Raw genomic sequence first — 17,193 nt, forward strand, 5'->3', positions numbered from 1 at the left:
AAAGACCATACCAATAAGATCAGGATCTGCTCAGCAGCCATTGAATGGCCAGCTCATACCCTTTTAATCCCAATCCGATGATACTACCTGCTGATTTCCCCGAAACGTGTGATAATTTCCTGAATTCCTCACGTGCATGTACATTACTGATATGAACTTCTACCACGGGGCTTTTGATGGCAGCTATGGCATCTCCCAAGGCTACCGATGTATGTGTGTATCCTCCCGGATTCAACACGATGCCATCAAAAGTAAAACCGACCTTCTGTATTTCATCAATGAGTTCTCCTTCAATGTTACTTTGAAAATAAGAAAATTGAACCTGTGGAAATAAAGACTGCAGGGAAGCAAAGTAAGTATCGAAACTCATGTTTCCATAAATATCGGTTTCTCTTTTCCCCAGTAAATTCAAATTAGGCCCATTGATAATGGCAATCTTCATATACCGAAGTTAATAAAAAAAACGGCCACAGACTATATTGCTATACTGTGGCCGTCATGATCAGGTCAAAATATTCGATCAGTTCATACGCTCTTTGATCATATCAAGAAAGTTATCAAACAGGTACCGGCTATCGTGCGGCCCCGGTGTACTTTCAGGATGGTATTGCACACTGAATGCCGGTTTATCTTTTAATCGGATACCTTCAATTGACTGGTCGTTAAGATTTACGTGTGTAATCTCTACATTGGGGTGATTCTTAACTGCTTCCGGATCTACCCCAAATCCATGGTTCTGTGTAGTAATCTCACATTGTCCGGTAATGATATTTTTCACTGGATGGTTCAGTCCACGATGACCATGGTGCATTTTAAAGGTAGGAATATCGTTGGCCAGTGCCAGTAACTGATGACCCAGACAAATACCGAATACCGGCTTATTTTCATTCAAAAGGTCTTTTACAGTCGCTACTGCATAATCCATAGCTGCCGGATCACCAGGTCCATTGGAAATGAAATAACCGTTCGGATTAAATTCCTTCAATCTGCTCAATGGTGTTTTGGCAGGATGTACACGTATATGCGCTCCTCTGTCTACCAAGCATTGCAGGATATGCTTCTTAACACCGAAATCGAGAACGGCAACTTTAACAGCAGCATTGGCATCACCCATTTCATATTCCTCGGTTGTACTTACTGTGCTGGCCAGCTCCAAGCCATCCATATCAGGTACATCTGCCAGTTTTTTCTTCAGTTCTTCCACATCCATGGTCTCAGATGAAATGATACAGTTCATGGCACCTTTGGTACGGATATGCGCCACAAGTGCTCTTGTATCGATATTATCGATGGCCACAATACCATTCGAAACCAGGTAATCGTTCAGGTTGTTATCAGCCAGCATTCTACTGTATTGTTCCTCAAGATTACGGGCAATCAGTCCATGAATCTTTACACTATTACTTTCTACATCGGTTCCTTTCACGCCATAATTACCAATATGCACGTTATTCATAATCAATACCTGTCCGGTATAACTTGGATCAGTAAAAACTTCCTGATAACCGGTCATACCGGTGTTAAAACAGATCTCTCCCGTAGTGGTACCTGTTTTACCAAATGCATGTCCATAAAAGACATGACCATCGGCCAGAACCAGGATGGCGGGTTGTTTCGATTGGGGCATAATTGTTTACGGTTTTACGGTGCAAAAAAAAGAATTGTTGGTTAATCTACCGGAATAAGTTTCACACACCCGGTCATATATCCGTCAATACATAAAAAAAGCAAGACGGTTAAGTCTTGCTTTTTTATATAGAAACTGTTTTTTCAATTTATTCAGCTGCTTTATCAGTTGAAGTAGTTTCTTCAGTAGCAGGTGTTTCAACTACAGTAGCTTCGGCAGCAGGAGCCGCTTCGGCTTTCTTGGTTGTAGCACGGCTACGACGTGTTTTCTTAGCAGGTTCAGCAGCCTGAGCAGCGCTCTTACCATAGATTTCGTTGAAATCTACCAGTTCAATCATTGCTTTTTCTGCATTGTCACCTGGACGAATGCCGAGTTTCAGGATACGGGTATAACCACCGGGGCGGCTCGCTACTTTCGGACCTACTACTGTGAATAATTCTTTCACAGCCGATTTATCCTGCAGATAGCTGAATACCACTCTATGCTGGTGCATAATGGTTTCCTTGTTATCAGACTTCTTGGTTTTGGTGATCAGTGGCTCTACGTATGTTCTCAATGCTTTGGCTTTGGCCAGTGTGGTAACGATACGTTTGTGCGTGATCAGCTGGCTTGCTAAGTTGGCCAGTAATGCTTCCCTGTGTGCTTTCTTACGACCCAGGTTGTTGATTTTGTCTCCGTGACGCATGACTTGTTGTTTTTATACCCTGCACCGTGTCAGGAATTGCAGAGTGTGATGAAAAAGCTTTGAGCTTTGGGCTATGAGCGATGAGCAGATAATGCTCGCAGCTCATAGCTCATGGCTCTTGGCCTGTTTTAATTGTCTAAATTATCCAACCCTAATTTATTAAGATCCATACCGAAGCTCAGACCTCGTTCAGTTAATACCTGCTCAATTTCTGAGAGTGATTTCTGACCGAAGTTTCTGAATTTCATCAGGTCCTCCTGCTCGTACTGAACCAGTTCACTCAGGCTATTGATCTTAGCAGCTTTCAAACAGTTGAAGGCGCGTACTGAAAGATCGAGGTCTTCAAGTGGTGTTTTCAATACTTTACGCAGTTGTAATACATGCTCATCAACCACATCTTCTTTCTTATCTTCTTTGTTATCGAAAGTGATGTTTTCATCGGTGATGATCATCAGGTGCTGAATCAGGATACGTGATGCCTGTTTTACTGCATCTTCCGGATGGATGGTACCATCGGTAGCTACATCAAGGATCAGTTTTTCGTAGTCGGTACGCTGTTCCACACGATAGTTTTCAATACCGTATTTAACGTTCTTGATAGGTGTGTGAATAGAGTCGATAGCGATATATCCGAAAGGAGCATCTTTAACTTTATTCTCTTCAGCAGGAATATAACCACGACCACGTGAAATGGTGAGTTCAATATCCATTTTGGCAGAAGAATCCATGGTACAAATAACCAGTTCAGGATTCATTACCTGAAAATGCTGAGATACCTCACCTAACATACCGGCTGTAAATTCAGTTCGGTTTTTGATAGAAAGGTTGATTTTTTCAGTGGCTACATCATGCTCTACATGCTTCTTGAAACGTACCTGCTTCAGGTTCAGGATGATTTCGGTAACATCTTCTGTTACACCTTTCATGGTAGCAAACTCATGGTCTACGCCTTCGATTTTGATACCTACGATAGCATATCCTTCCAAAGAACTTAATAATACCCTTCTCAGTGCATTACCGATGGTAAGACCATAACCTGGTTCTAATGGACGGAATTCAAATTGACCTTCAAAATCAGTTGCTTTTTGTAAAACGATTTTGTCGGGTTTCTGGAAGCTTAATATGGCCATATTAAAACTTTATTTTTTACTTGATGGTGGCGGAACCCATTATTGGTTTCCGGATAACTATGAGTGAGTAGTGAGTAGTCAGTAGAGAGTATTGATTTACTTACTACTGACTACTCACTGTTCACTATTTAGAATACAATTCGACGATCAGTTGTTCCTTGATATTTTCAGGAACATTCTCACGCTCAGGATAGGTAATAAAAGTACCTTTCTTCTCTGCTTCATTCCAGTCGAGCCAGCTAAACTTGGGGTTTTTACCACGGGTCTTGCTAACGATAGAAGAATTGTCTGCACTTTTTGGTTTGTAGGCAATGATATCACCTGGCTTACAAGAGTAAGAAGGTACATTCATTACTTCACCATTTACAGTGATATGTTTATGGTTTACCAGCTGACGGGCTTCAGGACGGCTGGCTGTTAAGCCCATACGGAATACGGTATTATCCAGACGTGCTTCCAGGAGTTTGATCAGGTTTTCACCGGTAACACCTTTGATACGGGAAGCCTCTTCGAATGTTTTGCGGAACTGACGCTCCAGAACACCATAAGTGTATTTTGCTTTTTGCTTCTCTCTCAACTGTAAAGCGTATTCGCCAAGGCTTTTACGTTTACGGGCAGCACCATGCTGACCTGGAGGGTTGCTGTTTTTACCTAACCATTTGCCATTGCCAAGGATAGGCTCACCGAAGATTCTGGAGATTTTGGTCTTTGGACCAGTGTAACGTGCCATTTGTTTTGTTTTGCGATTTTTTAATGACGATCCGATATCTTAAAAATCTAAAATTGATACCGAACCCTATTCAAATTGAGGATGTCTGATGGCTGATGTCGGATGTATAAAACAAATCCTATATCAGCCATCAGATATCCTACATTCAATTATACTCTTCTCTGCTTAGGAGGTCTGCAACCATTGTGTGGTAAGGGGGTTACATCTTTGATAGAAGTAACTTCGATACCTGATTGTGAAATAGAGCGGATGGCTCCTTCACGACCGGCACCCGGACCTTTTACAAATACATCAACACGCTTCAGACCAGCTTCTGATGCAACTTTAGCAGCATCAGCAGCAGCCATCTGAGCTGCATATGGAGTGTTCTTTTTAGAACCTTTGAAACCCATTTTACCAGCACTGCTCCAACTGATTACCTGACCGGTTTTGTTGGTAAAGCTGATAATGATGTTGTTGAAAGTAGCTGAAATACGTACTTCACCAGCCGCATCTACTTTTACTACTCTTTTCTTGGCAGCAGCTTTTGCACTGTTCTGCGCTTTTTGTGGTTTTGCCATGTTTGTTTTTTGAGGTAGTCGTCCCGATATAATCGGGATCCGTTTAACAATGAAAAATCCCGATGCTGATCGGGAACCTCTACACTCTCCTTCCCACCTGAGGTGGACTATCCAAGCTGTAGGGGATTTTTATAACAGCATGATGCTGAAATGAAACCATTTCAGCATCATGTTATCATTTATTTCTTAGGAGCCTTCTTCTTACCGGCAACCGTTTTACGCTTACCTTTTCTGGTACGGCTATTGGTTTTGGTACGCTGACCACGAACCGGCAGACCTTTACGGTGACGTAAACCACGGTAGCAGGCGATATCCAGCAGACGCTTGATATTCATCGACACTTCACTACGTAAAGCACCTTCTACCTTGAACTCATTGTTAATGATGTTACGGATAGCAGTTTGCTCATCATCGTTCCACTCATGTACTTTCTTATCAAAGTCAATACCAGCTTGGGTTAAGATATACTGAGCTGTTGAACGACCAATACCAAAAATATAGGTCAGACCAATTTCGCCTCTTTTGTTTTTTGGTAAATCAATACCGGCAATACGAGCCATATTCTGATTTTAATTTAATACTTAAATACTGGCACCATCAACTGAGATCAGTCAACGGCACATTCACTATCCCTGACGTTGCTTATAACGGGGATTCTTTTTGTTAATCACGTACAACTTGCCCTTTCTCTTCACAATCTTGCAATCTGCACTGCGCTTTTTGATGGAAGCTCTGACTTTCATTGCTTTATTATTTATCGCTTTACTGCTTCCGGCTTTCAGCTAGTGCCGCAAGCGTTCCGCAAATGTTTACTTATACCTGAAAATAATTCTTCCCCGACTTAAATCGTATGGACTCATCTCAACCCCTACTTTATCACCCGGTAAAATTCTGATATAATGCATCCTCATTTTACCTGAGATGGTGGCCAGGATTTCATGGCCATTTTCTAACTTAACCCGGAACATAGCATTGCTCAGGGCTTCCAGAATTACTCCATCTTGTTTAATCAGTGGTTGTTTCGACATACTATTTTTGGGGCTGCAAAGATATTAGATTGCAACGTAATTATGAAAATTTCGGGGAAAAAATTCCGGAAATTGTGGAAAATAGGGTAAAATACTGGCTATTACCCCCTTATAAAGGCAAATATAACTCATTTGAACAGGGCTACAGGCAGAATTATTTCCCAATAGTTGGGTGTTGTTGCTCCACTGAACTCCCTGTCGAGCAACCGGCTGTACCGGATACCAAAACTTACCGGCTCCTGGTTCCACCACTTTGTATCAAACATCAATTCACCACCCACCGCTCCAAAATGAAATTCCCGACCGGTTCTGAGGCTTTTTCCGAGTGCATAGTCATAAAACGCATTCATCCTGATCCGCTGGAAATATACCAGTTGCCCGAAACCCCAGTCGGGATACATCAATGGGAAATGATAATTAATACCCAATTTATACATTCGGGGAAAGTTCACAGACCTGTACCCCCTGGAAAAAGGAAAATTATCCGAGAATATATACTGATTCAGCGTATCGCGGCTCTGAACAGCACCGGTAAGCACCAGATTATGGGTTGAGGCCAACCCGGGTAAATACAATGCTCCACTGATCAATAGCTGCCATGCATCGGTTTTCCCGATAGCTGTGCGGTAACGGGTCGACAAAGCCCGCCCCCATCTTGGAAATATTTGTCTGACTGCCCGTTGCGACTGAGCACTATACGCAATATTGAAGTCGAGATAATGAACTGTACGATCCTTCAACAGGTTCTTGGCTATCCCTGTCCACTTTACCTGATTGGTATTGATTGTTGTCTGTAAAACAAGGCTACTGTATTCCCGGCCCGACGTGAAGTTCAGTGGCAGGCGCAACCCGGCATAGGCCGCCTGTTCGTTCCAGTGCAATAGGGTATCCTGATTTAAACGCGCTGAACGGTTAAAAGTGCTGCTGGCTCCCAATATTCTTTGTACATAGCTGCCTCCATAGGCAAAATCTGCACCAAGCTTATGGCTCTGTTCATTTTCATTATAAGTGTAGGCTAGTTCTGTTAAAAAAGTATTCAATACATTCTCACCATAAAGTGTAAAGGAATACTCGGGTCTATCATAGTATGGACGCCAGCTATGGATATTAACCAACCGGTTGTATCGTTTATACGGATTAACATTAAAATTCCGCAGTGGTACCTGATTTACAAAATCAAAGTCACCGGCCTGCATTCCGCTTCCCGCATACAAAGCCTGCATTTGATGAAAGGGTTCTACTTTTTCCCATACTGGATCAAAAGATGCCAGGCGAAAGCCATCTGCCGTAAAAACAGCACCTGTCAGCTTCCCGTTTTGTAGTACCGCCTGGTATATCCCGGTTGGGTACGCCGCAAGCCTGAACGGACCTTTTACATTATCCCCCTTATCTATTAACGCCCACAATTCGTCGCGCCCCTGATAGGTACTGGTAAATAAGAGTGTATCGCCCTGCACCTGTAAATAACCAATCACCCGGTTGCTTGCAGCCAGCAAAGTTTTTTCTGTTTTGCCTTTATCGATATATCGGCTGATACCCATATGACCATTTGCCTGCCGGTGAACTGCATAAAAATCACCTGCCCCACCGGCAAATCTTGGGTATGAGAAAACCCTATCTGTTGAAATGAGAAGGGTATCGGTGTTTCCGGAACCTATATCCACCTTTACCACGGCACTGTTTCCTTCTTTAGCCATATCTACCGCCACAATTGTTTTCATGTCTGCCGAAATATCAGGCGAAAACAAGCGTGTTTTGGTTTGTATGATTTGTTCTCTGCCAGAAATAAGATCATAGATTTTCAGTGTATTGTTTTCCACATTACCCCAGCGGGTGTCGGGTTGGTAGCTGGTATAAACAATTGTATGGTTACGGTAAGTAAAGTATGGATCGATGGCAATATCACGAACCCTGATTCTTTCTGTGCGCCCATCCGGATATACTTTTGTGAACGCAGGTATCTGTGTATAGCTATCCTGTAAAGTGATATAAGACCCATCTTCTGTCAGATAAGGGAACCGGTAATTCACTACATTGTTTTTCTCCGTTTTTGTGATCCACAAAGGTTCTTCTGTTAGCTCTGCTTTCCATTGGTCGCGATAGTAACCCAGTGCATCATTTACAAAACTGTTGAATGAAATGCCTGTATGTTTTTTTACCGCTCCCTGAAAAGGATAAATAAGTGGTTTGAAACGGGCGGCATCATCGGTAACTTTTTCCCAGATATCATCCCCATATTGTTTACGTCCATAAGACACAAGCAAATAACCAAGATCATAATGGTTCGGAACATAATGGCGCAGAGAACCATTACGAAGTTTCATATAGCTGTATGACCTGTCTGAACGGTACAATGATTTATATCCATTAAAAAAATCCGGCAGTTTACCCCGGCCCTGTTGCGTGAGTTTTGTTTCACTGTATACGGCGTCTCCCTCAAAGAACCAATCAGGTATGCTGGCAGCATTGGCTACCGCCTGCCCTTCCTGCCCAAGAATAACAGATGCCAGTTTAGATAAGCCCTTATTAAAATTTCCGTATTGATGCACATGTCTGTACTCATGAATAGCCAGGTTACTTACCCAGTCGAATGCCCCCAGCTCAAAAGCATTTTGCGGAGCAGTTGTATAAAACTCACTTCTGAAAGGAGCAAGCCCCACATAGGCATTTGAAAACAGACTCCGGTCTTGCAGAACAATACTTACCTTACGCATACCCTTTCCGAGATTACCTGCATTTGTTTGTTGTAAACCATGAATGATACGGGCTATTTTTTGCGCCTGTTTTTCATTCCCATCCGCAAATATGACTTTCACGGTATCTGTATCGATCTGTTTCCAGCGCTGACGGGAGGGGTTACCGCCAAAACGTTGTGCCATAGTTGGCTCTGCGATAAGAAAAAGAAGGATGAAGAAAAAAGAAGCACGCATGCAGCTTAATTTATCAACAAGATACATAAACCCATTGTTGAAATAATGGGTCTTTCAAGCTTAGCAATAAAAAAAGGCATCACTGTGGATGCCCTTCTGTTATATGGGGTGATCCATTACATCGGATCTCTCGTTAAATGGATCTTTGTCATATCGAGATAATGATTCTGCAATTGATGAACATAATGCACATCCGGATGATGTCTTCTGTCTTCTCTGTACCACATTTCAATTTTTGAAAAATCGCCCGCCTGTGGTGTTACCAACCGAAACGAACCCTTCATATACTTTACCGAACCGTCATCATTGGGCTGTCTGGCAAAACTGAGTTTTAATAAAGCATTTTCATCGAGAGGAAGCGGGTGAAGGTGATCTGTACTGAACCAGAATTCCTGTACATCTGTCTGTACACAAACCTGTTTTTCATCTCCGTTCAGGCGAACTACTTCCCCTTCCCACATTTTACCTTCATATTCCGCCAATACGTAGTCCCCGATTTTAATGTTGCTGAATTTAATCATATGGCAATTCGTTTTAGGACCATAAGTTAAGGATTTTTTGAATTGAAAAGAAGTCCGGAAGACCGGAAGTCAGAAACTTAGAAAGATTTTTTCAAAAGCCTTATTCTTTAACGTTCTGTGCACTCTATGGCAATGAATCCATATATGTATTGCCACTAAAGCCACAGAAGAGTACTGAGAAGACGCATTTATTTTAGGGATTTCTTCTTTTTGACCGAAGCTTTTTCAAGGTTTTCCAGTACCCTGAATTTTACAATCATGGTAATCAGCTTTACCGGCAAAGGCTTGTCTAAAGGAAATTGAATAGCACCTTTGGAGGTAATATATCCTTCCAGTTCCTTTGTAAAATTGGCCACGCCTGAAGAAGTCGGGTAAAACCCAATATGGTTTTTCATCGCAGCGAAATAAACAAGATTACCTTCCTGAAAAAAGCAAGGCATACCATAGCTAATTTTCTCGTCAGCTTTTGGTGCGGCTTTCCGAATGGTCGCCCGCATCTGTATCAATAATCGCTGCTTATCAGCAGTAAAATCAGCAATATAGGCATCGGTGTTTTCGTAGGATTTCATATAGTGAGTAGTGAGTAATCAGTAGTGAGTAAATATAGTTTATTGTTTAATTTACTAAAATCATCTACTCACTACTCACTACTCAGTATTCACCATTGACCATTCACCATTCGCTATTCCGCCCAACTCATGGTATATCCCAGGTTCTCTATTTCAAGGGCTTCTATCGTTAATTGAAGAGGATGAAAAGTATCTACCATTACGGCCAACTCCTGCGTTTCTTTCTTTCCGATACTTTTCTCTACTGCGCCCGGATGTGGGCCATGTGGGATACCCGCAGGGTGCAATGTAATCATACCCCTCGTAACATTTTTCCTGCTCATAAAATCACCATCTACATAATACAATACTTCATCACTGTCAATGTTACTATGGTTATAGGGAGCCGGAATGGCCGCAGGATGATAATCGTAAAGTCTGGGACAAAAACTACATACCACAAAATTGTGTGCTTCAAATGTCTGGTGCACAGGTGGTGGCTGGTGTACCCTTCCTGTAATAGGTTCAAAATCGTGTATACTGAAAGCAAAAGGATAACAGTAGCCATCCCAACCTACCACATCAAACGGATGATGGGCATAATGCAGTCCATATTGTACGCCTTTCTTTTTGGTCTGAATCAGAAAATCACCTGCTTCATCATACGTTAGCAGGTCCTGTGGTGTACGTATGTCGCGTTCACAAAAAGGTGCATGCTCGAGTAATTGTCCGTATTTACTCACATACCGTTTGGGATAACGGATCGGACTAAAGCTTTCTACAATAAATAATCTGTTGGCTGAAGTATCAAATTTTACCTGATAAATGGTACCTCTTGGTATTACCAGATAATCACCATAACCAAATTTCAGTTGTCCGTATTGTGTGATCAGCACACCGCTACCTTCATGTACAAAAATCATTTCATCGGCATCCGCATTTTTGTAAAAATAGGTAGTCATGCTTTCACGTGGGGCCGCCAGTACAATATGGCAATCGTTATTTACCAAAACCGGTTTACGGCTTTTGAGGTAATCGTTCTCTGGTTGTATATGAAACCCCTCAAAACTTCTGTGTTTAAGCATTTTTTCTTCTGCTACACGTGGCTGCACATTTACCGGTTCATCTGTATGGATAATCTGTGTAGGCGGATAATGATGATAGAGCAATGAATAATCATTACTAAATCCCTCTGTTGAGAAAAGTTGTTCAGAAAATAATGTTCCGTCTGCTTTACGAAACTGGGTATGACGTTTATGAGGAATATTACCTAATGTATGATAGTGTGGCATAGTATATAAGTTATGGGGTTCAAGAAAAAGGATTCAAGGTTGTATGGTAAACTTAGCGTTTTGTTCACCGCGGAGCCGCAGAGAAAATGATTTTACGCAGGTAGCATTAGTATTCTACGAGTGTAAGAGAGAGCATCAGAAAATAATATTTCCAGCTGCGTTTATCAATCCAGTAAGTAAAATTTCGTTTAAATGGCATAGGTTGCAATCTCTGTGTGAAATTAGCAAAGTTTATGGATGAAGCAGTCAAAAAATTAAACACTGTCGGACTGGTGGTTATAGAAAACCGCAGGCTTCTGCTGGCTTTCAGCAAAAGGAAACAGGCTTTTTATTTACCGGGTGGTAAAATAGAAGAAGTTGAAGATGCCGTTACGGCACTGATCCGGGAAATAAAAGAAGAGCTGTCAATACCTATTTTACCACATGAACTGCAATGGTATTGCCATATTTCAGCGCCCGCTTATGGTGAACAGCCACCTGTAATGATGGAGCAGGAATGCTTTTCCTATGCATTGAGAGCCACGCCTGTTGCAGACGCTGAGATAGCATCCATCCGCTATTTTAGTTACGGTGAGTTCAGACAGGAAGCCATACAGGTACCGGGTGTTGAGTTATTATTTCAAAAGCTTGTAGCCGATGACAAAGTGGATGCATTATGAAAAGAATAGGGATCATTTCAGACACACATGGTTTTCTGGATAAAGCGGTATTTCATCATTTTGCCGATTGTGATGAAATATGGCATGCAGGCGATTTTGGTACAGATGCGCTCGCTGAAGAGCTCAGACAATTTAAACCGCTTCGGGGTGTATATGGAAATATAGACGGACAGGATATCCGTTCTGTATATCCGGAACTACTTCAGTGGAATTGTGAAGGTATCAACGTGATGATGCTGCATATTGGCGGCTACCCTCCCAAATACAATAGCCGATCCAAACCACTTATCATGGCAGGAAAGCCCCAACTATTTATCAGCGGGCATTCACATATCCTGAAAATTATGTTTGATGATAAGATGCAATGCCTGCACATTAATCCAGGAGCTGCCGGCAAACAGGGTTGGCATAAAATCAGAACATTGGTAAAACTGGATATGGCAGATGGCGATATGAAAAATTGCCAGGTAATAGAATTGGGAACACGGTAAAAGAGTAAACACTGATTGTAACCGTTCATCCTTATTTAACAGGATTAAGGATTGGGTTGATATTTAAATTAGAATATTAAAATCCCAGCATGATGCAGCTCCTCTTCTCTAAACATTATTGTCGGTCTTCTTTTTTTGTTCGCTGATGAATGTTTCCATAGCGCAATCTAATCCGGAAGAAACCGCCGTAAAAGCATGTCTCGAAAACTATATGAGTGGCGTTGGTGACCGGGTTGAAAAAGCTTTCCACCCTACTGCATTCATGAAATATGTTGACATTAGTACCGGTGAATTCAAAGATGTTCCTATTGCCGATTATATAGCCCGTGTAAAAGCAGGTTCTGGGCCCGGAAAAAGAACCATTGGTATTGAATCGCTCAACATAGAAGGTACGGCGGCCAATGCAAAAATTAAAATTGAAACCGAAACGGTTATTCTCTACGATTATATGAATATGCTGAAGATTAATGGGGAATGGAAGATTGTAAGTAAAATCTTCTCCAGGGTAAATAAATGATTTACCAGTAGGGATGACCGGATTTGACTGGTTTTAATGCACAAAATCCAATCATTTTTCGTATCTTTTCAGATAGTAAAATCTATACAGATGTCTGCATCCTTCAACCGCCGCGATTTATTAAAATTTGGTTCCATGGCTGCTATTGGTATGGGCCTGAGATTACCTTCTCTTGGTATGGGTAATGAAGAAGGTATTCTCAGAAACTATGGAGCAGCAGACGGATTAATCAATCTCAGTTCTAATGAAAACCCTTATGGTATTTCTCCCAAAGCCAGAGAAGCATTATTAGCTGCTTTAGGAGAAGCTCACCGCTATCAATATAACCATACCAATCTGAAAGATTTTAAAAAACAACTTGCCGATCATTATGGCGTTCAGGAAGATCAGGTACTGGTAACCGCAGGCTCGGGAGAAGCGTTGGGTCTGCTACCCCGCCACTTCCATAAAGGCAAACTGGTTACTGCCAATCCTACTTTTGGCATTTTACCTGCCACAGCTAAAATGCTGGGACAGAAAGTAGTGGAAGTGCCGCTCACAGCAGATCAGAAACATGATTTGCCCGCCATGTTAAAAGAGGTAGATGATGATACATCGCTTGTATATATCTGTAACCCTGCCAACCCCAGCAGCACAATCGTTTCTTCCTCATCACTAAAAAACTTTTGTATAGAAGCAGCCAAAAAAGCCTATGTAGCGGTTGATGAAGCATACATTGATTTTCTGGATGCACCCGATAATGAATCCATGTTGCAGTTGATAGAAAAACACCCTAAGGTTTTTGTAATAGGCACTTTCTCAAAAATACATGCTATGGCCGGTTTAAGAATTGGCTGGGTTATCGGACATGCTTCATTGATTAAACCACTCGCCGACAACTATTTTATCCGTACACAAATGGCCATGTCTGCATTATCGATGAGTGCGGCACTTGCGAGCCTCAAAGATCCGGGATGGCAGAAACTGAGTAAAGAAAAAAATGCAGCTGCCAGAGATTATACATACAATGCGTTAAAAAACATGAATATTAATGTGGTAAAGTCCTATACCAATTTTCTTTTCTTTCCTATCCCGAATTATAAAGGTGATTTTGCAGCCGACATGCTTCAAAAAAATATTTTCCTTCGATCATCGAACTATATCCATGGCAAATGGGCAAGAGCCAGTGTTGGCACCATGGATGAAATGAAACAGTTTATTGAAACCATGAAACAGGTGCAGGTATAAACTTCACTGTGAATGGCCATATCTTTGCTTCAGCCTGAATGCTAAGGGCAAGCCTATCATAACGATTAATATCAACCCTGCTTTTGCCGCTTCCCATAATTGAAAAGAGGGTTGTTTTACATAAGTCATAGGAAGTACCAGCTTGTTCATCACCAGCCAGATAAAACTGCCATATACAATAGCGATCAGATAAGTATTGTACTTATATACCCTGAGAGGCTTATATATCAAAAAGAAGAGCAAGGTGAATAAAAATGCCACCACAAAATGCAATACAATCCCCAGCAAAATACTCCCTGCACCTCCATTATAAGCATCGGTACCCATAACTGCACTACTGATAAACTTCAATACAATCAAGGGCGATTTGCCTGTTGACAAATAAAAAGAAAGAAAAGCCGCCAATATATCTAACAATCCTACCAGTAGCCAGGTTTTTAAAAAGAAGAGCATTGTTTTCATATATAGTTGAATTTTCAGGTTACATCATGTGCTGTTGAATATGCTGCTGAAAAATATCTTTATACCCTGCGCTTACCGGTAGTTCCCGGCCTCCTATTTCTACCATTTGCTGACTCATTTTTTTTGCATACTGCAGGTTAATGATATAAGAATTGTGTATACGCACAAAAGAACCAGGTAATGAAGCAGCCATCTCTTTCATTCTTTTATACACAAGATGCTTTTGCTGTGTAGTATGAATGCAGAGGTATTCTTTATGTGCTTCTATGTACACAATGTCTGAAAACTGTATTTTAATAACAGTTCTTCCCGTTTTAAGAAAGAGAAGCTGATCCTGCTTTTGTACAGGGGCTTCTTTTACTACCGGAGATGAGATATAGGTTTGCAGTTTCTGGATCGCCTGCAAAAAACGTTTAAAAGAAACAGGCTTCAACAGGTAATCAACAACATGAAAGGAGAAACTATCGAGTGCATATTCAGCATAAGCAGTTGTAAAAATAATCTTCTGCTCTTTTGGTATCAAAGCTGCCATTTCCAGGCCTGATAAAGCGGGAAGATTAATATCAAGAAAAATAACATCAACCGCATTTTTTTTAAGGTATTCAAGTGCTTCAAGAGCATCATAAAATTTACCCTTTAGCTCCAGCATTGGTAGCTTCCTTATATAATCTTCCAGCAACTGCATAGCTGGCGGTTCATCTTCAATAATCAGGCAGGTAATTTTCGTACTCATAGAGGTATATGTAAAATGGCAGTATAAGTGAATACATTATCCGGCTCTGCCTTCAGGCTATAGGTATTACCATATAATAAATGCAAACGGCTCCTCAGATTTACCAACCCCTTTCCACTCTCACTTTTAGTTCCGGAATTGGCAATCTTATTTTTTACCACAACAACCAACTGCCTCCCCGTATTTTCAATATCAATCGTAATAAAGTTATCTTCTTTTCGTTTATCAATTCCATGTTTAAATACATTCTCTACCAAAGGAATAATCAACATGGGCGGCAATTGTACAGCATTTATATCTCCTTTTTCGGTTATAGAAACCGATAAAGGAAACCGCATCCTTGTTTTCTCAAGTTCAATATAGTTACGGATAAATGCAAGTTCAGTTTGTAAAGAAATAAGGTCCCTGGGCGCTTCATCTACAAAATAGCGCATGATCTGCGAAAGCTTTTCGAGCATGGCCGCCGTCACAGGCGACTCCCTTTGGGCATAAAAATAGATATTATTGAGCGAATTAAATAGGAAATGGGGTTGTACCTGTGCCTTCAATAAATTTAATTCAGATTCCGTTTGTTTTCTTTCCAGTACCTCCTGTTGTTTTTGCAGGTGAAAATACCGGAGGGCAATATAAAAAAGTACGCTGGTAAAATAAATCAACACGCCCGATACCATTGCACTGAACACACTTGTCCAGGGGAAGGGTGTTGGCTTATCTGCAAAATAAGTATTGTAAAACCACCAGGAAGAAAAAGACCTGTAAAAAGCCACTGTTGCAAGGAGTAATATTACGAGCAATGCATACGGCCCTTTTTGTTTCTGCATATAAAACCGGGGAATCAGCCAACCCGCGTTTCCATATACAATGGCCATATAAGAACTGATGATGATAACGGAATACCCAGCCGACTGAAAGAGGGTATCAAAATGAAGCAGTGTAAGCACATTGATGCCAAATAACAATCCCCAGATAACCCACTGGAGTCTTTTTATGCCCCATTGCTGCTTCATGATCTGCATCTTTCAAAGCTACAGTGAAATTATTCAGCCACATAGTATTTCAACCATTATGCATTTTTCTTCAACGAATTGGCGTTTACTTCTTTTATGACTACCTGTTAAAGAAAAGTCAGGAACGGTTTAATCTTCATTGAAATTAAATATCGTCTTTGTCATATTTACAATAAAAACAAATGAAGCCTTTTACAATTCTTCTTTTTGCCTACATGCTTTCCTGTTCCCTGCTTTCTGCCCAGAAAAAGGACACAGTGTATATTAAGCCTGACCAGATCAATACCAAGGTGCTGATACCCGGCACACATCGCTGGCTGGTTTATTTTAAAATGGGAGTAGATAGCCCCAGAAGTCTATTTAGCATCTGGTCGAGGCATATTGAAAGAAAAAAATACGAAGGGAAAGATGCGATTGAAATAAAACAGGTTTGGGAGGAGAAAGACAGTATCGTACATACTACGCTTTCTGTTTCAGACGCTAAAGATTTCAGGACTTTGTTTCATCAATCCTGGTGGAAACAAAGAGGCAGCAGCAGTTTTAATTTCCTAACAGGAGAAGCCAGTATGAATGATAAAAAGTTATTATCAGGTGATACTTCCATGCGTGTAAAAAGAGTGAGAAATGGTTTTGATACTGCACTTACCCAATATACCCTAAACTGGCATCTTGATCTGGAAGTGTTTCCACAGCTCCCCTATCAAAGCAACAGAACTTTCATGATTAATTTCTATGACCCTGGATTTTCACAGCCCAAATGGGTTGCATATTCAGTAACAGGAAGCGGTAAGTTACCCGGATTGGATGGACAGGAAACAGACTGTTGGTTATTGGAACATAATGATACCAACAACAAAGAAGTTTACTGGGTCAGCAAGAAAACAAAAGAAGTCTTAAAACTTGAACAGCAGTTTGGAACGAGATTCAGGTATAAAATCAAACTACCTTTCTCCATGTAATTTGGAAATTTGGAAATTTGAGCGTGTGCTAATTCAAAGAATAAAGGCTTTGTACCATTTCCAAATTAGCACATTCCCAAATTTCCA

General features: G+C 41.1%; 21 protein-coding genes. 5 read left to right on the plus strand and 16 right to left on the minus strand.

Annotated elements, in window-relative coordinates:
• Positions 1-19: 19 nt before the first annotated feature.
• The 13 genes from aroQ to BC659_RS02115 all read right to left on the minus strand — a co-directional run bounded on the left by aroQ (position 20) and on the right by BC659_RS02115 (position 11,051).
• A complete protein-coding gene (gene aroQ, locus BC659_RS02055) occupies positions 20-442 on the minus strand; it encodes a type II 3-dehydroquinate dehydratase (protein WP_133472919.1) in 423 nt (140 codons plus the stop codon).
• 78 nt (positions 443-520) lie between these two features.
• A complete protein-coding gene (gene carA, locus BC659_RS02060; protein ID WP_133472920.1) occupies positions 521-1,627 on the minus strand; it encodes a glutamine-hydrolyzing carbamoyl-phosphate synthase small subunit in 1,107 nt (368 codons plus the stop codon).
• Between the two features lie 148 nt (positions 1,628-1,775).
• Entirely contained in the window at positions 1,776-2,312 is a 537-nt protein-coding gene (rplQ, locus tag BC659_RS02065) for a 50S ribosomal protein L17 (RefSeq protein ID WP_133472921.1), read from the minus strand.
• A 128-nt stretch (positions 2,313-2,440) separates the two neighbouring features.
• Positions 2,441-3,442 (minus strand): DNA-directed RNA polymerase subunit alpha, encoded by a 1,002-nt coding sequence (locus BC659_RS02070; protein ID WP_133472922.1) that lies wholly within the window; start codon positions 3,440-3,442, stop codon positions 2,441-2,443.
• A gap of 124 nt (positions 3,443-3,566) precedes the next feature.
• Positions 3,567-4,172, minus strand: coding sequence for a 30S ribosomal protein S4 (gene rpsD, locus BC659_RS02075; protein ID WP_133472923.1), 606 nt, complete (start codon positions 4,170-4,172; stop codon positions 3,567-3,569).
• Between the two features lie 149 nt (positions 4,173-4,321).
• Positions 4,322-4,732, minus strand: coding sequence for a 30S ribosomal protein S11 (gene rpsK, locus BC659_RS02080; protein ID WP_133472924.1), 411 nt, complete (start codon positions 4,730-4,732; stop codon positions 4,322-4,324).
• A 179-nt stretch (positions 4,733-4,911) separates the two neighbouring features.
• The gene (rpsM, locus tag BC659_RS02085) at positions 4,912-5,292 is read right to left on the minus strand and encodes a 30S ribosomal protein S13 (RefSeq protein ID WP_133472925.1); all 381 of its coding nucleotides are present in this window, start codon (positions 5,290-5,292) and stop codon (positions 4,912-4,914) included.
• A gap of 66 nt (positions 5,293-5,358) precedes the next feature.
• Complete coding sequence (ykgO, locus tag BC659_RS02090; RefSeq protein ID WP_026774906.1) at positions 5,359-5,475, minus strand: type B 50S ribosomal protein L36; 117 nt, start codon at positions 5,473-5,475, stop codon at positions 5,359-5,361.
• Between the two features lie 66 nt (positions 5,476-5,541).
• Positions 5,542-5,760 (minus strand): translation initiation factor IF-1, encoded by a 219-nt coding sequence (infA, locus tag BC659_RS02095; protein WP_026752042.1) that lies wholly within the window; start codon positions 5,758-5,760, stop codon positions 5,542-5,544.
• Between the two features lie 128 nt (positions 5,761-5,888).
• A complete protein-coding gene (locus BC659_RS02100) occupies positions 5,889-8,690 on the minus strand; it encodes a TolB-like translocation protein (protein ID WP_133472926.1) in 2,802 nt (933 codons plus the stop codon).
• A gap of 116 nt (positions 8,691-8,806) precedes the next feature.
• Positions 8,807-9,211, minus strand: coding sequence for a hypothetical protein (locus tag BC659_RS02105; RefSeq protein WP_133472927.1), 405 nt, complete (start codon positions 9,209-9,211; stop codon positions 8,807-8,809).
• 188 nt (positions 9,212-9,399) lie between these two features.
• The gene (locus BC659_RS02110; RefSeq protein ID WP_133472928.1) at positions 9,400-9,780 is read right to left on the minus strand and encodes an iron chaperone; all 381 of its coding nucleotides are present in this window, start codon (positions 9,778-9,780) and stop codon (positions 9,400-9,402) included.
• A 113-nt stretch (positions 9,781-9,893) separates the two neighbouring features.
• On the minus strand, positions 9,894-11,051 hold the full coding sequence (locus BC659_RS02115; RefSeq protein ID WP_133472929.1) for a homogentisate 1,2-dioxygenase: 1,158 nt from the start codon (positions 11,049-11,051) through the stop codon (positions 9,894-9,896).
• A gap of 233 nt (positions 11,052-11,284) precedes the next feature.
• Between BC659_RS02115 and BC659_RS02120 the strand changes: the two genes are divergently transcribed.
• The 4 genes from BC659_RS02120 to BC659_RS02135 all read left to right on the plus strand — a co-directional run bounded on the left by BC659_RS02120 (position 11,285) and on the right by BC659_RS02135 (position 13,945).
• Positions 11,285-11,710, plus strand: a complete 426-nt coding sequence (locus tag BC659_RS02120; RefSeq protein ID WP_133472930.1) for an NUDIX hydrolase — start codon at positions 11,285-11,287, stop codon at positions 11,708-11,710.
• Complete coding sequence (locus BC659_RS02125; RefSeq protein WP_133472931.1) at positions 11,707-12,201, plus strand: metallophosphoesterase family protein; 495 nt, start codon at positions 11,707-11,709, stop codon at positions 12,199-12,201. The genes BC659_RS02120 and BC659_RS02125 overlap by 4 nt, the downstream gene beginning before the upstream one ends.
• A gap of 145 nt (positions 12,202-12,346) precedes the next feature.
• The gene (locus BC659_RS02130; protein WP_133472932.1) at positions 12,347-12,718 is read left to right on the plus strand and encodes a nuclear transport factor 2 family protein; all 372 of its coding nucleotides are present in this window, start codon (positions 12,347-12,349) and stop codon (positions 12,716-12,718) included.
• A 90-nt stretch (positions 12,719-12,808) separates the two neighbouring features.
• Positions 12,809-13,945, plus strand: coding sequence for a pyridoxal phosphate-dependent aminotransferase (locus BC659_RS02135; RefSeq protein WP_162847327.1), 1,137 nt, complete (start codon positions 12,809-12,811; stop codon positions 13,943-13,945).
• A gap of 3 nt (positions 13,946-13,948) precedes the next feature.
• Here BC659_RS02135 and BC659_RS02140 read toward each other — a convergent pair whose 3' ends face one another.
• The 3 genes from BC659_RS02140 to BC659_RS02150 are packed head-to-tail and all read right to left on the minus strand — an operon-like array spanning position 13,949 to position 16,147.
• A complete protein-coding gene (locus BC659_RS02140; RefSeq protein ID WP_133472934.1) occupies positions 13,949-14,407 on the minus strand; it encodes a hypothetical protein in 459 nt (152 codons plus the stop codon).
• Positions 14,408-14,426: 19 nt separating this feature from the next.
• Complete coding sequence (locus tag BC659_RS02145) at positions 14,427-15,140, minus strand: LytR/AlgR family response regulator transcription factor (protein WP_133472935.1); 714 nt, start codon at positions 15,138-15,140, stop codon at positions 14,427-14,429.
• Positions 15,137-16,147: a sensor histidine kinase gene (locus BC659_RS02150; protein ID WP_162847328.1), complete on the minus strand. Its 1,011-nt coding sequence runs from the start codon at positions 16,145-16,147 to the stop codon at positions 15,137-15,139. The genes BC659_RS02145 and BC659_RS02150 overlap by 4 nt, the downstream gene beginning before the upstream one ends.
• Positions 16,148-16,329: 182 nt before the next feature.
• Here BC659_RS02150 and BC659_RS02155 point away from each other — a divergent pair, with 182 nt between their 5' ends.
• Positions 16,330-17,106: a DUF3108 domain-containing protein gene (locus tag BC659_RS02155; protein ID WP_133472937.1), complete on the plus strand. Its 777-nt coding sequence runs from the start codon at positions 16,330-16,332 to the stop codon at positions 17,104-17,106.
• The last annotated feature ends 87 nt before the right edge of the window (positions 17,107-17,193 follow it).

Origin of the sequence: Sediminibacterium goheungense, from assembly GCF_004361915.1 — a bacterium.
Taxonomy (GTDB): domain Bacteria; phylum Bacteroidota; class Bacteroidia; order Chitinophagales; family Chitinophagaceae; genus Sediminibacterium; species Sediminibacterium goheungense.